We start from the raw sequence: 16,453 nt of genomic DNA, 5'->3' as shown, positions 1-16,453 counted from the left end.
GAGAGCGCCCTTAACGCGCCGCCCGCCACTCGTCGGCCAGGACGGCCCAGATCTCCTCGTCGTGCCGTACGCCGTGGTGCAGGAAGGCCTCCCGCAGGACACCCTCACGGGTCATCCCGAGCCGTGCGGCCGCCCCGACGCTGCGGGTGTTCGCGGAGGAGGCGATCCACTCCACCCGGTGCATCCCCCGCACGTCGAACGCCCAGTCGATCAGCTTGCGGGACGCCCGGTGCACCAGTCCCCGGCCCTGCCCGGCCGGCTCCAGCCAGCAGCCGATCTCGCAGGAGCCGGTCGCCGCGTCGAATATCCGGAAGAGGACACCGCCGACCAGGGTGCCGTCGAGCCAGATCCCGTAGATCCGTCCGGTGTCGGCCGCCTGCTTGTCGGCGTACCGCTGGAGGAGCGCCCGCGCGGAGTCCAGGTCGGTGGCCGCCGCCGCGAACGGGATCCACGGGTCGACCAGCGCGCGTGCCCGGTCCATGTGGGCGAGGAACTCCTCCGCCTGCCAGGGTTCCAGCGGGCGCAACCACGCCCCGTCGTCGCCGAGGGACATCGTGAACACAGGGACTTCTCCTCGCTCGTCGGCTCCTCGCCCGACACGGGAGCCTGTCAGTGGACGCGCACCGCGACCGTCAGGTCCTCGTCGTCGTGCGCCCCAGGGATCTTCGCACGGGGAGCCGGAACGCCGGGCGGTTCGATGCTGATGCGCGGGAGCAGGCGATCGAGCCGGGCGGGCAGCCACCAGTTGGTGCCGCCGAGGAGATGCATCAGGGCGGGCACCAGCAGGGTGCGCAGCACGAAGGCGTCGAGGGCTACGGCGGCGGCCAGCGCGATGCCGAACATCGCGATGACCCGGTCCCCGCTGAGGACGAAGGCGAGGAACACGGAGATCATGATGACCGCGGCGGAGTTGATCACCCGGCCGGTCTCGGCAAGGCCCACGCGGACGGCCCGGCAGTTGTCCCCGGTCTCCCGCCACTCCTCGTACATCCGGCCGACGAGGAACACCTGGTAGTCCATGGAGAGCCCGAAGAGCACCGACACCATGATGACCGGCAGGAAGGGTTCGACCGGGCCCGCGCTGCCCAGGCCGAGCAGCTCGCTGCCCCACCCCCACTGGAAGACGGCGACGACGACCCCGAAGGAGGCGGCCACGGCGGCGACGTTCATCACGGCGGCCTTGAGGGGGATGGCGAGGGAGCGGAAGGCCAGCAGCAGGAGCAGGCAGCCGAGCCCTATGACCACACCGACGAAGAGCGGCAGCTTGCCGACGATGACGTCGGAGAAGTCGTCGTACCCGGCCGTCACCCCGCCCACCCGCAGTTCCAGCGAGGTGTTCTCGGCCACCGGCGGCAGCACGTCCTCCCGCATCCGGTCGACGAGTTCGCTGGTCCGCCGGTCCTGCGGAGCGGAGTCCGGCACCACGGTGACGAACGCGGTGTCACCGCTGTTGCTGTACGTCACCGGGCTCACCGCCGAGACGCCCGAAGTGCCCCGCAGCACGGCGGGCAGACCGTCGAGGGCCAGCCGGTCGTCGGCGCCGTCGAGACGGGCGACCACGGTCAGCGGCCCGTTCACGCCGGGCCCGAAGCCGTCGCCCAGCAGGTCGTACGCCTGCCGGGTGGTCGCCGTCGCGGGGTTGTTGCCCTGGTCGGAGGTGCCCAGGTGCAGGCCGAGCGCGGGCAGGGCGAGGACGGCCATCACGGCGGCGGCGACCGCGCCCAGCAGCTTGGGGTGCCTCTCCACGAAGGAGGACCAGCGGGCCGCGAACCCGGTGGGGCGTTCCGCCCAGGGGCCGTGCTCGGCGAGGCGGCGGCGGTCGCGACGGCTCAGCGCCCGGGTGCCGATGAAGGAGAGCAGGGCGGGCAGCAGGGTCACGGAGGCGGCGACGGTCAGCAGCACGGTGAGGGAGGCGGCGATCGCGACCCCGTTGAGGAAGCCGAGCCGCAGCACCAGCATGCCCAGCAGGGCGACGCAGACGGTGGCCCCGGCGAAGACGACGGCGCGGCCGGTGGTGGCGACGGCCTCGCGCGCCGCTTCGTGGACGGAGAGGCCTCCGCGCAGCCCCCGGCGGTGCCGGGTGACGATGAACAGCGCGTAGTCGATGCCGACGCCCAGCCCGATGAGCATGCCGAGCATCGGCGCGAAGTCGGCGACGTTCATCACGTGGCCGAGCAGCACGATGCCGGCGTAGGCCGTGCCGACGGAGACGAGGGCGGTGGCGATGGGAAGCAGGCTGGCGGCGAGGGAACCGAACGCCAGGAAGAGCACAAGGGCCGCGACGAGCACCCCGACGGCCTCGCTGAGGTGGAGTGCCGGTGCCTCGGTCAGGGCGACGGCGCTGCCGCCCAGCTCGACCTGGAGTCCGTCGCGTTCGGCCGCCTTCGCGGTGTCGACGAGTGCCTGTGCCCGCTCCCGGGGGATGTCCTCGACCCGCTGGTCGAAGGTGACCGTGGCGTAGGCGGTACGGCTGTCCGCGCTGATCTGCCCGGTGCCGGCGGTCTCGTAGGGGCTGGTGACCGCGCCGATGCCGGGCAGCGCGCCGATCGCGTCGAGGGTCCGGGTCATGGTCCGCTCGATGTCGGCGCCCCGCACGGTGGAGGGCCCCGTGGTGTGCCAGACGACGGTGTCGGCGTCGCCTCCGAGCTGGGTGAAGCCCTGCTGGAGGAGCTCACCGGCCCGGCCCGCCTCGGTGCCCGGCACGTCGTAGTCGTCGGTGTAGGCGGACCCGGCGAATCCCGCCGTGGTGGCGGTGGCGCCGAGGGCGAACAGCCAGATCAGGACGGTGGCGAGGCGGTGCGCGAGGCACCAGCGTGCGATGGAGGCCAACGGACGTGCTCCCTGCGGGTTCGTGGACCCCGACGGGAGACGAAGGAAACATCCCGTGAAAGTCGCATGACCTGACAGCCGTCACTCTCTCAGCCATTAGTGATCATTTGCCCGTTTCGTGGCCATGGTCACAGGACCGGGCCGGGAACGGGAAAGGGGCGGCTCCACCGCCTGAGCGGGTGGGGCCGCCCCCTTCGGGGGTCGCTCGGTGTCAGCCCTCGACGCCGAGCTTCTCCAGGATCAGCTCGCGCACGCGTGCCGCGTCCGCCTGGCCACGGGTGGCCTTCATGACCGCGCCGACGAGCGCGCCCGCCGCCGCGACCTTGCCGCCGCGGATCTTGTCCGCGACGGCAGCGTTGCCCGCGATGGCCTCGTCCACGGCCGTGGACAGCGCGCCCTCGTCCGAGACGACCTTCAGACCGCGCTTCTCCACGACGGTGTCCGGGTCGCCCTCGCCCGCGAGGACGCCCTCGATGACCTGGCGGGCCAGCTTGTCGTTGAGGTCGCCCGCGGCGACGAGCGCGGCCACCCGGGCGACCTGCGCCGGGGTGATCGGCAGCTCGTCCAGGCCGCGGCCGGTCTCGTTGGCGTTACGGGCCAGCTCGCCCATCCACCACTTGCGGGCCTGGTCCGAGGGGGCGCCCGCGTCCGTCGTGGCGACGATCAGGTCGACCGCGCCGGCGTTGAGGATGGACTGCATGTCGTGCTCGTTGACACCCCACTCCTCCTTCAGCCGCTTGCGGCGCAGCCGGGGAAGCTCGGGGAGGCCCTTGCGGAGCTCCTCGACCCAGTCGCGGGCAGGGGCGACCGGCACCAGGTCCGGCTCGGGGAAGTAGCGGTAGTCCTCGGCGTTGTCCTTGATGCGGCCGGCCGTGGTGGAGCCGTCCTCCTCGTGGAAGTGCCGGGTCTCCTGCACGATCGTCCCGCCGGAGTTCAGCACCGCGGCGTGGCGCTGGATCTCGAAGCGGGCGGCGCGCTCGACGGAGCGGAGCGAGTTGACGTTCTTCGTCTCGGAGCGCGTGCCGAACGTCTTGGTGCCGTTGGGGCGCAGCGAGAGGTTCACGTCGCAGCGCATCTGGCCCATCTCCATCCGGGCCTCCGAGACGCCGAGCGCCTTGATGAGCTCACGGAGCTCGGCGACGTACGCCTTGGCGACCTCGGGTGCCCGCGCGCCGGCGCCCTCGATCGGCTTGGTGACGATCTCGATGAGCGGGATGCCCGCGCGGTTGTAGTCGAGCAGGGAGTGCGACGCGCCGTGGATGCGGCCGGTGGCACCGCCGACGTGCGTCGACTTGCCGGTGTCCTCCTCCATGTGGGCGCGCTCGATCTCCACGCGGAAGATCTCCCCGTCCTCCAGCTGGACGTCCAGATAGCCGTCGAAGGCGATCGGTTCGTCGTACTGGGAGGTCTGGAAGTTCTTCGGCATGTCCGGATAGAAGTAGTTCTTCCGGGCGAAGCGGCACCACTCGGCGATCTCGCAGTTGAGCGCGAGGCCGATCTTGATCGCGGACTCGACGCCGATCTCGTTGACCACCGGCAGCGCGCCCGGCAGGCCGAGGCAGACCGGGCACGTCTGCGAGTTGGCGTCCTGCTTGAGCTCGGTGGAACAGCCGCAGAACATCTTGGTCTTGGTGCCGAGCTCGACATGGACCTCCAGGCCCATGACGGGGTCGTACGTCGCGAGGGCGTCCTCGTACGACTCCAGGTCAATGACAGTCACGGTGAAACTTTCCCTCTCAGCCCAGCAGGACGTCGTCGTCGCCGAGACGCTTGAGTTCGCGGTAGAGGATGGCCATGCCGGTCACGATCGCCGCGGCCGAGACGGCGGCGTCGATGAGCCGGAGCGTGTCGTTCTCCTGGCGGGCGAGCCTGGCCTGCTTGGCGACGCTCAGCGCGCCGAAGGCGGTGGTGCCGAGCGACAGGTACACACCGGACTTGGACTTCTTGAAGTTCTTGGCCTTCTTGGTCATGGCGGTCACAGTGACGGAGCCTCCTCGAGCAGCGGGTGCCCCCACCTTTCCACGAAGGCGGCCTCGACGGCGGCTCCGACCTTGTACAGCCGGTCGTCCTTCATGGCGGGGGCGATGATCTGCAAGCCGACCGGCAGGCCGTCCTCCGGGGCCAGACCGCAGGGCAGCGACATGGCGGAGTTGCCCGCGAGGTTGGTCGGGATGGTGCACAGGTCCGCGAGGTACATCGCCATCGGGTCGTCGGCGCGCTCACCGATCGGGAAGGCGGTGGTGGGCGTCGTCGGCGAGACGATGACGTCCACCTGCTCGAACGCCTTCTCGAAGTCCTGGGTGATGAGGGTGCGGACCTTCTGGGCCGAGCCGTAGTACGCGTCGTAGTAGCCGGAGCTGAGCGCGTACGTACCGAGGATGACGCGGCGCTTGACCTCGTCGCCGAAGCCGGCCTCGCGGGTGAGCGCGGTGACGTCCTCGGCGGAGCGGGTGCCGTCGTCCCCGACCCGCAGGCCGTAGCGCATGGCGTCGAAGCGGGCCAGGTTGGAGGAGCACTCCGACGGCGCGATGAGGTAGTACGCCGACAGCGCGAGGTCGAAGGACGGGCAGTCCAGCTCGACGACCGTGGCGCCGAGCGACGTCAGCAGCTCGACGGACTCCTCGAAGCGCTGGACGACACCGGCCTGGTACCCCTCGCCGGAGAACTGCTTGACGACGCCGACGCGCATGCCCGCCACCGAGCCGTTGCGCGCGGCCTCGACGACCGGCGGGACCGGGGCGTCGATGGAGGTGGAGTCCATCGGGTCGTGGCCGCCGATGGCCTCGTGCAGCAGGGCCGCGTCCAGGACCGTGCGGGCGCAGGGGCCGCCCTGGTCGAGGGAGGAGGAGAAGGCGACCATGCCGTAGCGCGAGACGCCGCCGTAGGTGGGCTTGACGCCGACGGTGCCGGTGACGGCCGCGGGCTGGCGGATGGAGCCGCCGGTGTCCGTACCGATGGCGAGCGGGGCCTCGAAGGAGGCGAGCGCGGCGGAGGAACCGCCGCCGGAGCCGCCCGGGATCCGGGTGAGGTCCCAGGGGTTGCCGGTCGGGCCGTAGGCGCTGTTCTCGGTGGAGGACCCCATGGCGAACTCGTCCATGTTGGTCTTGCCGAGGATGACGACGTCGGCGGCCTTCAGCCTCGTCGTGAGGGTCGCGTCGTACGGCGGCACCCAGCCTTCGAGCATCTTCGAGCCGACGGTGGTCGGCATGTCCCGGGTGGTGAAGATGTCCTTGAGCGCGAGCGGGACGCCGGCCAGCGGGCCGAGCTTCTCGCCGGCCTCACGCTTGGCGTCGACGGCGCGGGCCTGCGCGAGGGCGCCCTCGCGGTCGACGTGCAGGAAGGCGTGGACCTTCTCGTCGACGGCCTCGATCCGGGCCAGGTGGGCCTCGGTGACCTCGACGGCCGTCAGCTCGCCGGACGCGATCTTCTCGGCGATCTGCGCGGCCGTGAGCTTGATGATGGTGCTGATGTCCGTCATGGCTGTTAGTCCTCCCCCAGGATCTGCGGCACCTTGAAACGCTGCTGCTCCTGGGCCGGGGCTCCGGAGAGCGCCTGCGCGGGGGTGAGCGAGGGACGGACCTCGTCCGCCCGCATGACGTTGGTCAGCGGCAGCGGGTGGGAGGTCGGCGGTACGTCTTGGTCGGCGACCTCGGAGACGCGGGCGACCGCGCCGATGATGTCGTCGAGCTGACCGGCGAAGTGTTCGAGCTCTTCGCCCTTCAGTTCAAGACGCGCCAGCCGGGCGAGGTGGGCGACCTCCTCGCGCGTGATGCCAGGCATGCGGCGATCCTCAGGGTTCGGTTAGGCAAAGTGGGTTCAAGGTCCCAATCCTATGGGGTCGCCGGAGGACTCGGCGGCGAGCCTGTGGACAACGCTCGGCGATCCGGGCCGGGACGGCCCCGGGGCGGCGGGCGGCCCGGTCCCACGGGCCGCCCCGACGGGTGCCGTTCAGGCCGTGGCCGGGCCGGGGTTGAGCGCGCGGCCCGTGGAGCGGGGGTCCCGCTCGGCGGGGAGCGCCGCGGCGGCCGCGGCCGCCCTCAGCTCGGCCGGACGCCGCCATCCGCGCTCGCCGCGGGCCCGCAGCCAGGCCGTCGTCTCCAGCGGCGGCATCGCGGCGGCGACCAGCCATCCCTGGACCGCGTCGCAGCGCAGGTCCCGCAGCCGCTCCCAGGTCTCGTCGTCCTCCACGCCCTCGGCGACGACCAGCAGGCCGAGCGAGTGGGCCAGGTCGATGGTGCAGCGGACGATCTCGGCGTCCTCCGTGTCGACGGCGAGCCGCGCCACGAACGAGCGGTCGATCTTGAGTTCGCTGACGGGCAGCTTCCGCAGGTGCACCAGCGAGGAGTACCCGGTGCCGAAGTCGTCCAGGGACATCTTCACGCCGTGCGCGGTGAGCCCGGCCATGGTGTCGGCGGCGCGCTGCGGGTCCTCCAGCAGCACGTGCTCGGTGATCTCCAGTTGCAGCGCGGCGGCCGGGACACCGTGCCGGGCCAGCCGGGCGGCGACGCTGCCGGCGAAGCCCGGGGTGTGGACGTCGCGCGGCGAGACGTTGACGGCGACCGGCACGAACAGCCCCTGCGCGCGCCACCGGGCGACCTGGGCGAGGGCCGTCTCCAGGACGTACTCGGTGAGGTGCGGCATCAGGCCCGAGGACTCCGCGATGGCGATGAACTCGTCCGGGGGGACCCGTCCGCGCTCCGGGTGCACCCAGCGGACGAGCGCTTCGAGGCCCGCGACCTGGCCGTCGAAGCGGACCTTGGGCTGGTAGTGCAGCTCCACCTCCCGGGCGTCCAGGGCGCGGCGCAGGTCGCCCAGCAGTCCGAGCCGGTCCGGGGTGTTGCTGTCGCGCTTGGACTCGTACACCTCCACGCCGGTGCGGTCGCGCTTGGCCTGGTACATCGCGACGTCGGCGCGGCGCAGCAGCCCCTCGGCGTCCAGCGCGTGGTCGGGGTGGACGGCGACACCGGCGCTGGCCTCCAGCACCAGCGTGAGTCCGTCCAGGCCGAGGGGCGAGGAGAGTTCGGCGACGAGATGGCGGGCGACCCGCTGGGCGCTGGTGGTGGAGTCCGCGGTCGGCAGCAGGACGGCGAACTCGTCGCCGCCGAGCCGCGCGGCCTCGGCGCCGCGCGGCAGGGCGAGACGGAGACGTTCGGCGATCTGGAGCAGCAGCCGGTCTCCGGCGAGGTGGCCGAGGGTGTCGTTGACGGCGCGGAAGCGGTCGAGGTCGATGAGGACGAGGGCGGTGCGGGTGCCGGTGCCCTCGGCGTCCTCCAGGGCGGTCCAGGTCCGCTCCAGGAGCCACTGCCGGTTGGGGAGCCCCGTCAGCGGGTCCCGCAGCTGCTCCTCGGCGCGGGCGCGGGCGATCCAGAGCGTGGAGTCCAGCGCGATCAGCGGCACGGCGAACAGGGGCAGCAGGACGGGCATGACGGAGGCCACCACGCAGATCAGCGGGGTGATCCCGATCAGGGCGACGGCGACGAGGCTCTGGCGCAGGAGCGCGGTGCGGGCGACGGTGGGCAGTTGGCCGCTCTGGGAGGCGTGGGCGTACCAGAGCAGGAACCGGGTGACGAGGAGGTAGGCGCAGGCGGCGAGGAGCACTTCCGGTACGGCGCCGATACCCCAGTGGAGTGGGCGCCAGGGCGACTCCACGGTGGCCACGTCGCCGAAGGCGGCCAGGACGAGGGCGGCGGCGCCGATGCCGAGTATGTCCACGGCGCCGTGGAGCAGTCCTTGCCGCCAGCGGTGCCGGCGGGCGGTGCCGACGAGCACCACCACCACGAGGCTGACCAGTCCGGCGGGCACCCAGCCGTACAGCAGCAGCACCGAGAGGGTGAGGGCGGCCCCGGATCCGGTCCCGCCCCACCAGCGGTCGCGTCCGAGGGCGACCAGATGGCCGACGACGATGCCGGTGAGCAGGGCGAGCGACCAGCCCGCGGTGCCGTCCGGGAAGAGGGCGTGGCCGTCGCGGACGGCCTGGTAGAAGCCGGTCGCGAGTTGCAGGCCGGCGACCGCGACGACGAAGGCCCCCACCTTCGGGATCGTGCCCGTCTGCGCGGGGACCAGCTTCTTCGCGAGGTCCGCGAGACCCCGTGGCCGTGACACCGTCGCGGTGCTCTCGGTCGGTTCCATTCCGTCCCTCTCACAGCCGGCGGTGCCGATGTGTCCCACGGTGGCCCCCGCTCCCATGCCACCGCGGCCCGCATCCCACCACGCGGCCGGGGCACGGCAGGTGCACGTTCAACAGTAGGCCGCCGAGGGCCCCGAGGGGCAGCGCTCTACAGCTCTTGCCCGAATGCGGACCTGACACCCGCGCCGTCCGCGGTGCGCCGAACGGGTGGTGACGGTACGGAGGCGGCTCTCCTTCCCCTCCGGTTCCTTCCCCTGCCGCCCGGTGCCACGCGCCGGGCGGTGTCTCGATCGCGCCTCGATCAGGCCTCGGCGGTCACGGCGGCCTCGCGGGCCGCTTCGGGCCCCTGCCCGAGGAGCACGGCGAAGCCCTCCTCGTCGAGGACGGGCACCTTCAGCTGCATCGCTTTGTCGTACTTGGAGCCGGGGTTGTCACCCACCACGACGAAGGAGGTCTTCTTCGACACGGATCCGGTCACCTTGGCCCCCTGCTTCTGGAGCGCCTCCTTCGCGCCGTCCCGGGTGTGGCCGGCCAGTGTGCCGGTGACGACGACGGTGAGCCCTTCGAGGGGGCGCGGGCCCTGGTCCTCTCCCGCGCCCTCGTCCTGTGTCCGCACCCCGGCCTCACGCCATTTACGCAGGATCTCGCGGTGCCAGGGCTCGGCGAACCACTGCTTGACCGAGGCCGCGATGATCGGGCCGACACCGTCGGCGGCGGCCAGCTCCTCCTCGGACGCCTCGTCGATGCGCTCGACGGAACGGAACTGGCGGGCCAGTTCGACGGCGGCCACGGGGCCGACGTGGCGGATCGACAGCCCGGTGAGGATCCGGGCCAGCGGCGCCTGCTTGGCGGCGGCGATGCCGTCGAGCAGGGCGAGGGTGTTCTTCTTCGGCTCGCCCTGCTGGTTGGCGAAGACCGTCGCGATCTTCTCCTCCCCGGTCTTCGGATCACGCTTGGGCAGGCCGCTGTCCGGGTCCAGGACGTAGGCCCTGATCGGCAGGAGCTGGTCCACCGTCAGGGAGAAGAGGTCCCCCTCGTCCTTCAGCGGTGCCTCGGCCGGCTCCAGCGGCTGGGTGAGGGCCGCCGCCGCGACATAGCCGAAGTGGTCGATGTCCAGGCACTTGCGGCCCGCGAGATAGGCCACCCGTTCCCGCAACTGGGCGGGGCAGGAACGCGCGTTGGGGCAGCGGAGATCGACGTCGCCCTCCTTCATGGCCTTGAGCGGTGTCCCGCACTCGGGGCAGGCCGTGGGCATGACGAACTCGTGTTCGCTGCCGTCGCGCAGGTCCACCACCGGGCCGAGGATCTCCGGGATGACGTCACCGGCCTTGCGGAGGACCACCGTGTCGCCGATCAGGACGCCCTTGTCCTTCACGACGTTCTGGTTGTGGAGGGTGGCGAACTCGACCTCGGAACCGGCCACTTCGACCGGCTCGACCTGGGCGTAGGGCGTGACCCTGCCGGTGCGTCCGACGCCGACGCGGATGTTGACCAGCTTGGTGTTGACCTCTTCGGGCGCGTACTTCCAGGCGATCGCCCAGCGCGGGGCGCGGGAGGTCGAACCGAGGCGGCCCTGGAGCGGGATCTCGTCCAGCTTCACGACGACCCCGTCGATCTCGTGCTCCACGGAGTGGCGGTTCTCGCCGAAGTACCGGATGAACGCCCGCACGTCGTCCAGGGAGCCGACCACCTTGTTGTGCCGGGCGGTCGGCAGGCCCCACCCGCGCAGCAGGTCGTACGCGTGGGAGAGCCGGTCGATGTCGAAGCCCTCGCGGGCGCCGATGCCGTGCACCACCATGTGCAGCGGGCGGGTGGCGGTGACCTTCGGGTCCTTCTGGCGCAGGGAACCGGCCGCCGCGTTGCGCGGGTTGGCGAAGGGCTTGTCCCCGGCCTCCACCAGCCGGGCGTTGAGCCCTTCGAACGCCTCCATCGGGAAGTAGACCTCGCCGCGGATCTCGACCAGCGCGGGGACGTGGTCGCCCGTCAGGCGGTGCGGGATCTCGGCGATGGTGCGGATGTTGGGGGTGATGTCCTCACCGGTGCGGCCGTCGCCACGGGTCGCCGCGCGGGTGAGCCTGCCGTGCTCGTAGGTGAGGTTGACGGCGAGGCCGTCGACCTTCAGCTCGCACAGGAAGTGGTAGCCGGGGCGGCCCACGTCCTTGGCGACGCGGTCGGCCCAGGTGGCCAGCTCCGCGTCGTCGAAGGCGTTGTCCAGGGAGAGCATGCGCTCGCGGTGCTCGACGGAGGTGAACTCCGTCGTGTACGGCCCGGCGACCTTCTGGGTCGGTGAATCGGGGGTGCGCAGCTGCGGGTTCCGCTCCTCGATGCCTTCCAGCTCGCGCATCAGCCGGTCGAACTCGGCGTCGCTGACGACCGGCTGGTCCTTCACGTAGTACCGGAAGCGGTGCTCCTCGATCTGCTCGGACAGGAGCGCGTGCCGCTCCCGCGCCTCGGCGGACACGCCTGTCAGCTCCCGCGCCTGCTGTTCGCCGGCCATCGTCCCGTTCCTCCTGTCGACCCGACCCCGCTACTCAGGGTTGTCCGCGAGTGATCTCGCGGCCCGGACGCAGTGGGCGAGCGCGGCCCGCGCGTAGGCGGGTGACGCGCCCGCCAGTCCGCAGGAAGGGGTGATCACCACGGACTCGGCGAGAGTCCCCGGATTCAGCCCCAGCCTGCTCCACAACGTCCTGACCCCCATGACGCTACCGCCCGGGTCCGACAATGCGGTCGAGGCACCGTCGAGGCCCGGGACGACACCGAGCAGAAGCTGGGTACCGCTTTCGACGGCTTCCCCGATCGCCTCCTCCTCACCCTCGGTGAGCAAGGAGAAGTCGAACGAGACGGAACCCGCCCCGGCCCGCCGCAGCAGGGCGAAGGGCACCTCGGGGGCGCAGGAGTGGACGGTGGTCGGCCCGCCGTCGTTGACCGCGAGCAGGTCACGCAGGGCCCCTTCGACGACCTGGCGGTCCACCGCCCGGTAGGTGCGGTAGCCGCTCGCCGACCGGACCCGCCCGCGCAGCACGGCGGTGAGGGAGGGTTCGTCGAGCTGGAGGACGACCTCGGCACCGGGAACCCTGCGCCGCACCTCGGCCAGGTGCCCGCGCAGCCCCTCGGCCAGCGAGCCCGCCAGGTCGCGGCAGGCTCCGGGGTCGGCCACCATCGCCTCGCCGCCGCGCAGTTCCAGGGAGGCGGCCAGGGTCCAGGGTCCGACGGCCTGGACCTTGAGCAGTCCTTCGTAGCCCTGGGTGAACTCCTCCAGGGCGTCCAGGTCCTCACCGAGCCAGGAGCGGGCCCGGCGGGTGTCGCGGCCGGGCCGGTCGCTGATCCGCCACCCGCTGGGCTCGACATGTCCGTACATCTCCTCCAGCAGGCCGACCGTCCGCCCGATCATGTCGGCGCCTGGCCCGCGTGCGGGCAGCTCCGGCAGGTGGACGAGGCCCCGCCCGTCGGCGAAGGACCCCACGACGGTCTTGGCGGCCTCGCGTGCGTCACCTCCCGGCATGGACCCGATGCCGGTGGCGGCGTACGCGCTGAACTTGCTCTTCTCGCTCACCCCGGAAGCCTACGGGCCGCGTCGGACAGCCCGGCCCGGCCGCCGGTGTCGGTGGCCGGGCCGGGCCGGGGCCGGCCTCCTGGGGCCGGGCCCCGCCTCAGCGTCCGGGGCGGACCGTCAGGTCGTTGATCTCGGCGTCCCGGGGGAGGTCGAGGGCCAGCAGGATCGTGGTGGCGACCGATTCCGGGTCCATCCAGCGGGAGGCGTCGTACTCCTTGCCCTCCTGCTGGTGGACCTTGGCCTGCATGGGGCTGGCGGTGCGCCCCGGGTAGACGGAGGTGACCCGGACGCCGTTCCCGTGCTCCTCGTGGCGCAGCGAGTCGGCGAGGGCCTTCAGCCCGTGTTTGCTCGCGGCGTACGCGCCCCACTCGGCGTGCGCGGCGAGACCGGCGCCCGAGTTCACGAAGACGACGTGTCCCTGGGCGACCCGGAGCTGGGGCAGCAGCAGCCGGGTCAGCTCGGCGGGGGCGACCAGGTTGGCGTTGAGCTGGAAGTGCCAGGACTTGGGCGTGAGCTCGCCGATCTGGCCCAGCTCGACCACCCCGGCGATGTGCAGCAGCGAGTCCAGCCGCTCGGGCATGGGCTGCTGCCCGAACGCCCAGGACAGCCGGTCGGGGTTGCCGAGGTCCCCTACGAGGGTGCGGGATCCGGGGTGGAGCGCGGCGAGCTCCTTGGCGCGGCCCGCGTCCCGCGCCAGCAGGACGAGGTCGTCGCCGCGCTCGCGGAGGCGGCGGGCGACGGCCGCGCCGATACCGGAACCGGCGCCGGTGATGAGATGAGTAGCCATGCCCTCATGCTCGCATCACCGCAGGTCGCCGACGCGGCCGCCCGCCGCGTCCGCGCCCGGTCCCACCCGGTCGCGCCCGTTCGTCCCGGGCCGCCCCGGCCCGTGCGGGGTCACAGCATGCCGGCCGACTCCTCCAGGTAGGCGAGGGCGCCCACCCCGTCCTCGGCGAAGAAGACCAGGTCGGTGAGGGGCACCGGCAGGAAGCCCTCGTCCTCCATGCGCCGGAACTGCTGGCGCAGACCGTCGTAGAAGCCCGCGGTGTTCAGCAGGACGACCGGCTTGGTGTGCTTGCCGTGCTTCTTCAGCTCCAGGATCTCGGTGGCCTCGTCCAGCGTCCCGGTGCCACCGACCATGATCACGATCGCGTCGGACTTCTCCAGGAGGAGCGCCTTGCGCTCGGCCAGGTCCTTGGCTATGACCATCTCGTCGGCGTTCGTCCGGGCCTTCGCGGCGAGGAAGTCCACCGACACCCCCACGAGCCGCCCGCCGGCCTCCTGCACCCCGTCGGCGACGACCTTCATGAGCCCGCTCTCCGACCCGCCCCAGACCAGGGTGTGCCCGCCCCTGCCCAGAAGTTCGGCGAATTCCCGCGCGGGCACGGTGTAGCGGTCGTCGAGGTCGGCGGCGGAGAGGAAGACACAGATGTTCATGCCGCTACCGTACGGGCCACCACCGACACCCGGACCCGGGGCGGGGAAGAAACAGGGCCCGCCGTCGGCTGAAACAGTCATGAGAGACATCCCAGGACACCGCATCACCGTCGAGCCCGGCACCGAGCACGTGCGCGCCGTCCGGGACGGGCGGGTGCTCGCCGAGAGCCGCCGCCCGCTCGTACTGCGTGAGACGGGCTGCCCGCCCCGCTACTACCTGCCGCCCGAGGACGTGCGCACCGAGCTGCTGACGCCGTCCGGCACGCGCACCCACTGCCCGTTCAAGGGGGACGCGTCCTACTGGTCGGTCCCCGGGGCGACGGACGCCGTCTGGGCCTATCCGAAGCCGAAGGAACAGGTCGCCGCGATCCGTGGCCACTACTGCTTCTACGACACGGAGGTCCTCCCGGACGACGGTCCGGCGCGTGACTGACTGACCGTCAGAAACATTTTTCCGCCGCACCGATGAGTTCCGTGCGGCCCGTCGGTCCACCCCCGCATGGACAAGACTCTCTCCCGTGACGGCACGCCGATCGCGTATCGCCGCCGGGGCGACGGACCGCCGGTGGTACTGGTCGGGGGCGCGCTGGGCACCGCGGCGGACGAGGAGCCGCTGGCGGCCCTGCTGGAGCCGCGCTTCACGGTGTTCACGTACGACCGCCGGGGGCGGGGAGCGAGCGGGGACACCGGGCCCTGGGCGGTGCGCCGGGAGATCGAGGACCTCGCGGCGGTGGTCGCGCGGGCGGGCGAGCGGGTCTCGGTGTTCGGGATGCTGTCGGGCGGGGCGCTGGCGCTGGAGGCGCAGGCCGCGGGGGTGCCCGCGCTACGGCTCGCGGTCTTCGAGCCGCCGTACACCCCGGGGCCCGCCGGCCGGGCGTACAAGGCACGCTGCACGGCCGAACTCCACGCGCTGCTGTCGGCCGGTGACCGGGCGGGTGCCGTCGCGCTGCACCTGGCCCGTACGGGCGTCCCGGAGGCGGTGATCGCCCGGATGCGTCGGGCGCCGCTGTGGGCGGGCCTGGAGGCGGTGGCGCCCACCCTGGCCTACGACGACGCCCTCCTGGGCACGGGGGAGGTCCCCACCGGGCGGTTCGCCGCCGTGACGGCCCGCACCCTGGTGGTGACCGGCGGTTTCAGCACCGCTCGGGCCCATGAGACGACGCTCGCCCTCGCGGCGGCGATTCCCCGGGCCCGGCACCGCACGCTGACCGGACAGACCCGGGAACTGGCGCCGCAGGCCGTCGCCCCGGTGCTGACGGACTTCTTCACCCGGGACGTGATCGCGCACCTGCCGTCCTGACAGCGCTCCGCGCGGTCCGCGTCCGTACAGGGGTCGGACGCGGACCGCGCGGTCGGTCCGGCCTCAGCCCGCGGCCGCCGTCTCCCGCCGGACCGTCGTCGCGATGGTGGCCGAGCCGACCACCCGGGTGCCGTCGTAGAGCACGACCGCCTGGCCGGGGGCCACGCCGCGGACCGGCTCGGCGAAGGTGACGTACAGGGTGCCGTCGGCCAGCTCCGCCGTCACCTCGCTCTCGCCGCCGTGGGCCCGGAGCTGTGCGGTGTACGTACCGGAGCCGGCCGGGGGGGTGCCGCACCAGCGGGGCCGGACGGCGGTGAGGGCGGTGACGTCGAGGGCCTCCACCGGGCCGACGGTGACCGTGTTGTTCACCGGGGAGATGTCCAGGACGTAGCGCGGCTTGCCGTCCGGGGCGGGGTGGCCGATGCGCAGGCCCTTGCGCTGGCCGATCGTGAAGCCGAAGGCGCCCTCGTGGGTGCCGACCTTGGCGCCCGACTCGTCGACGATGTCGCCCTCGGCCGGTCCGCCGAGGCGGCTAGCGAGGAAGCCCTGGGTGTCGCCGTCCGCGATGAAGCAGATGTCGTGGCTGTCCGGCTTCTTGGCGACGGCCAGGCCACGGCGCTCGGCCTCGGCCCGGATCTCGTCCTTGGTGGTGAGGGTGTCGCCGAGCGGGAACATCGCGTGCGCGAGCTGCTTCTCGTCCAGGACGCCCAGCACATAGCTCTGGTCCTTGGCCATGTCGGAGGCGCGGTGCAGCTCCCGGCCGCCGTCCTCGTCCAGCACGACGGTGGCGTAGTGGCCGGTGCAGACGGCGTCGAAACCGAGGGCCAGCGCCTTGTCCAGGAGCGCGGCGAACTTGATCTTCTCGTTGCAGCGCAGGCACGGGTTGGGGGTGCGCCCCGCCTCGTACTCCGCGACGAAGTCCTCCACGACGTCCTCGCGGAAGCGTTCCGCCAGGTCCCAGACGTAGAACGGGATGCCGATGACGTCGGCCGCGCGGCGGGCGTCACGGGAGTCCTCGATGGTGCAACAGCCCCGCGCCCCGGTCCGGAAGGACTGCGGGTTGGCGGAGAGGGCGAGGTGCACACCGGTCACGTCGTGGCCTGCTTCGGCGGCGCGGGCCGCCGCGACGGCGGAGTCCACACCGCCCGACATGGCGGCGAGCACACGGAGGGGGCGCTGGGAGGTCTGAGTCATAGCCCGTCCAGGG

14 protein-coding genes are annotated in these 16,453 nt (G+C 72.3%); 2 read left to right on the top strand and 12 right to left on the bottom strand.

Features of this window, described 5'->3' with window-relative positions; all coding sequences use genetic code 11:
- Positions 1–10: 10 nt before the first annotated feature.
- The 11 genes from B9S64_RS23575 to B9S64_RS23525 all read right to left on the bottom strand — a co-directional run bounded on the left by B9S64_RS23575 (position 11) and on the right by B9S64_RS23525 (position 13,946).
- Positions 11–562 carry a GNAT family N-acetyltransferase gene (locus B9S64_RS23575; RefSeq protein ID WP_103488968.1) on the bottom strand — a complete coding sequence of 184 codons (552 nt, stop codon included), beginning with the start codon at positions 560–562 and terminating at the stop codon, positions 11–13.
- Between the two features lie 47 nt (positions 563–609).
- Positions 610–2,829 (bottom strand): efflux RND transporter permease subunit, encoded by a 2,220-nt coding sequence (locus B9S64_RS23570; RefSeq protein ID WP_103488969.1) that lies wholly within the window; start codon positions 2,827–2,829, stop codon positions 610–612.
- 211 nt (positions 2,830–3,040) lie between these two features.
- On the bottom strand, positions 3,041–4,549 hold the full coding sequence (gene gatB / locus B9S64_RS23565; RefSeq protein ID WP_103488970.1) for an Asp-tRNA(Asn)/Glu-tRNA(Gln) amidotransferase subunit GatB: 1,509 nt from the start codon (positions 4,547–4,549) through the stop codon (positions 3,041–3,043).
- A 16-nt stretch (positions 4,550–4,565) separates the two neighbouring features.
- Positions 4,566–4,799 (bottom strand): hypothetical protein, encoded by a 234-nt coding sequence (locus tag B9S64_RS23560; RefSeq protein WP_103488972.1) that lies wholly within the window; start codon positions 4,797–4,799, stop codon positions 4,566–4,568.
- Between the two features lie 5 nt (positions 4,800–4,804).
- A complete protein-coding gene (gatA, locus tag B9S64_RS23555) occupies positions 4,805–6,307 on the bottom strand; it encodes an Asp-tRNA(Asn)/Glu-tRNA(Gln) amidotransferase subunit GatA (RefSeq protein WP_103488971.1) in 1,503 nt (500 codons plus the stop codon).
- Between the two features lie 5 nt (positions 6,308–6,312).
- On the bottom strand, positions 6,313–6,609 hold the full coding sequence (gene gatC / locus B9S64_RS23550) for an Asp-tRNA(Asn)/Glu-tRNA(Gln) amidotransferase subunit GatC (protein WP_014048481.1): 297 nt from the start codon (positions 6,607–6,609) through the stop codon (positions 6,313–6,315).
- Between the two features lie 168 nt (positions 6,610–6,777).
- Entirely contained in the window at positions 6,778–8,958 is a 2,181-nt protein-coding gene (locus B9S64_RS23545; protein WP_109492233.1) for a bifunctional diguanylate cyclase/phosphodiesterase, read from the bottom strand.
- Between the two features lie 299 nt (positions 8,959–9,257).
- Entirely contained in the window at positions 9,258–11,453 is a 2,196-nt protein-coding gene (gene ligA / locus B9S64_RS23540; RefSeq protein WP_103490973.1) for an NAD-dependent DNA ligase LigA, read from the bottom strand.
- 30 nt (positions 11,454–11,483) lie between these two features.
- Positions 11,484–12,509 carry a methionine synthase gene (locus B9S64_RS23535; RefSeq protein ID WP_103490972.1) on the bottom strand — a complete coding sequence of 342 codons (1,026 nt, stop codon included), beginning with the start codon at positions 12,507–12,509 and terminating at the stop codon, positions 11,484–11,486.
- Positions 12,510–12,606: 97 nt separating this feature from the next.
- Complete coding sequence (locus B9S64_RS23530) at positions 12,607–13,296, bottom strand: SDR family oxidoreductase (RefSeq protein ID WP_103490971.1); 690 nt, start codon at positions 13,294–13,296, stop codon at positions 12,607–12,609.
- A gap of 110 nt (positions 13,297–13,406) precedes the next feature.
- Positions 13,407–13,946, bottom strand: coding sequence for a TIGR00730 family Rossman fold protein (locus tag B9S64_RS23525; protein WP_028443670.1), 540 nt, complete (start codon positions 13,944–13,946; stop codon positions 13,407–13,409).
- A gap of 79 nt (positions 13,947–14,025) precedes the next feature.
- Between B9S64_RS23525 and B9S64_RS23520 the strand changes: the two genes are divergently transcribed.
- Both B9S64_RS23520 and B9S64_RS23515 read left to right on the top strand, forming a co-directional pair.
- Positions 14,026–14,379, top strand: a complete 354-nt coding sequence (locus B9S64_RS23520; RefSeq protein ID WP_103490970.1) for a DUF427 domain-containing protein — start codon at positions 14,026–14,028, stop codon at positions 14,377–14,379.
- 66 nt (positions 14,380–14,445) lie between these two features.
- On the top strand, positions 14,446–15,246 hold the full coding sequence (locus B9S64_RS23515; protein ID WP_103490969.1) for an alpha/beta fold hydrolase: 801 nt from the start codon (positions 14,446–14,448) through the stop codon (positions 15,244–15,246).
- A 63-nt stretch (positions 15,247–15,309) separates the two neighbouring features.
- On the opposite strand, the gene mnmA is transcribed toward B9S64_RS23515, so the two are convergent.
- Entirely contained in the window at positions 15,310–16,440 is a 1,131-nt protein-coding gene (mnmA, locus tag B9S64_RS23510) for a tRNA 2-thiouridine(34) synthase MnmA (RefSeq protein ID WP_103490968.1), read from the bottom strand.
- Between the last annotated feature and the right edge of the window lie 13 nt (positions 16,441–16,453).

The organism is Streptomyces sp. SM18 (assembly GCF_002910775.2).
GTDB lineage: Bacteria > Actinomycetota > Actinomycetes > Streptomycetales > Streptomycetaceae > Streptomyces > Streptomyces halstedii.
The sequence above is the reverse complement of the archived record's forward strand: the minus strand, read 5'-3'. Positions and strand labels throughout refer to the sequence as shown.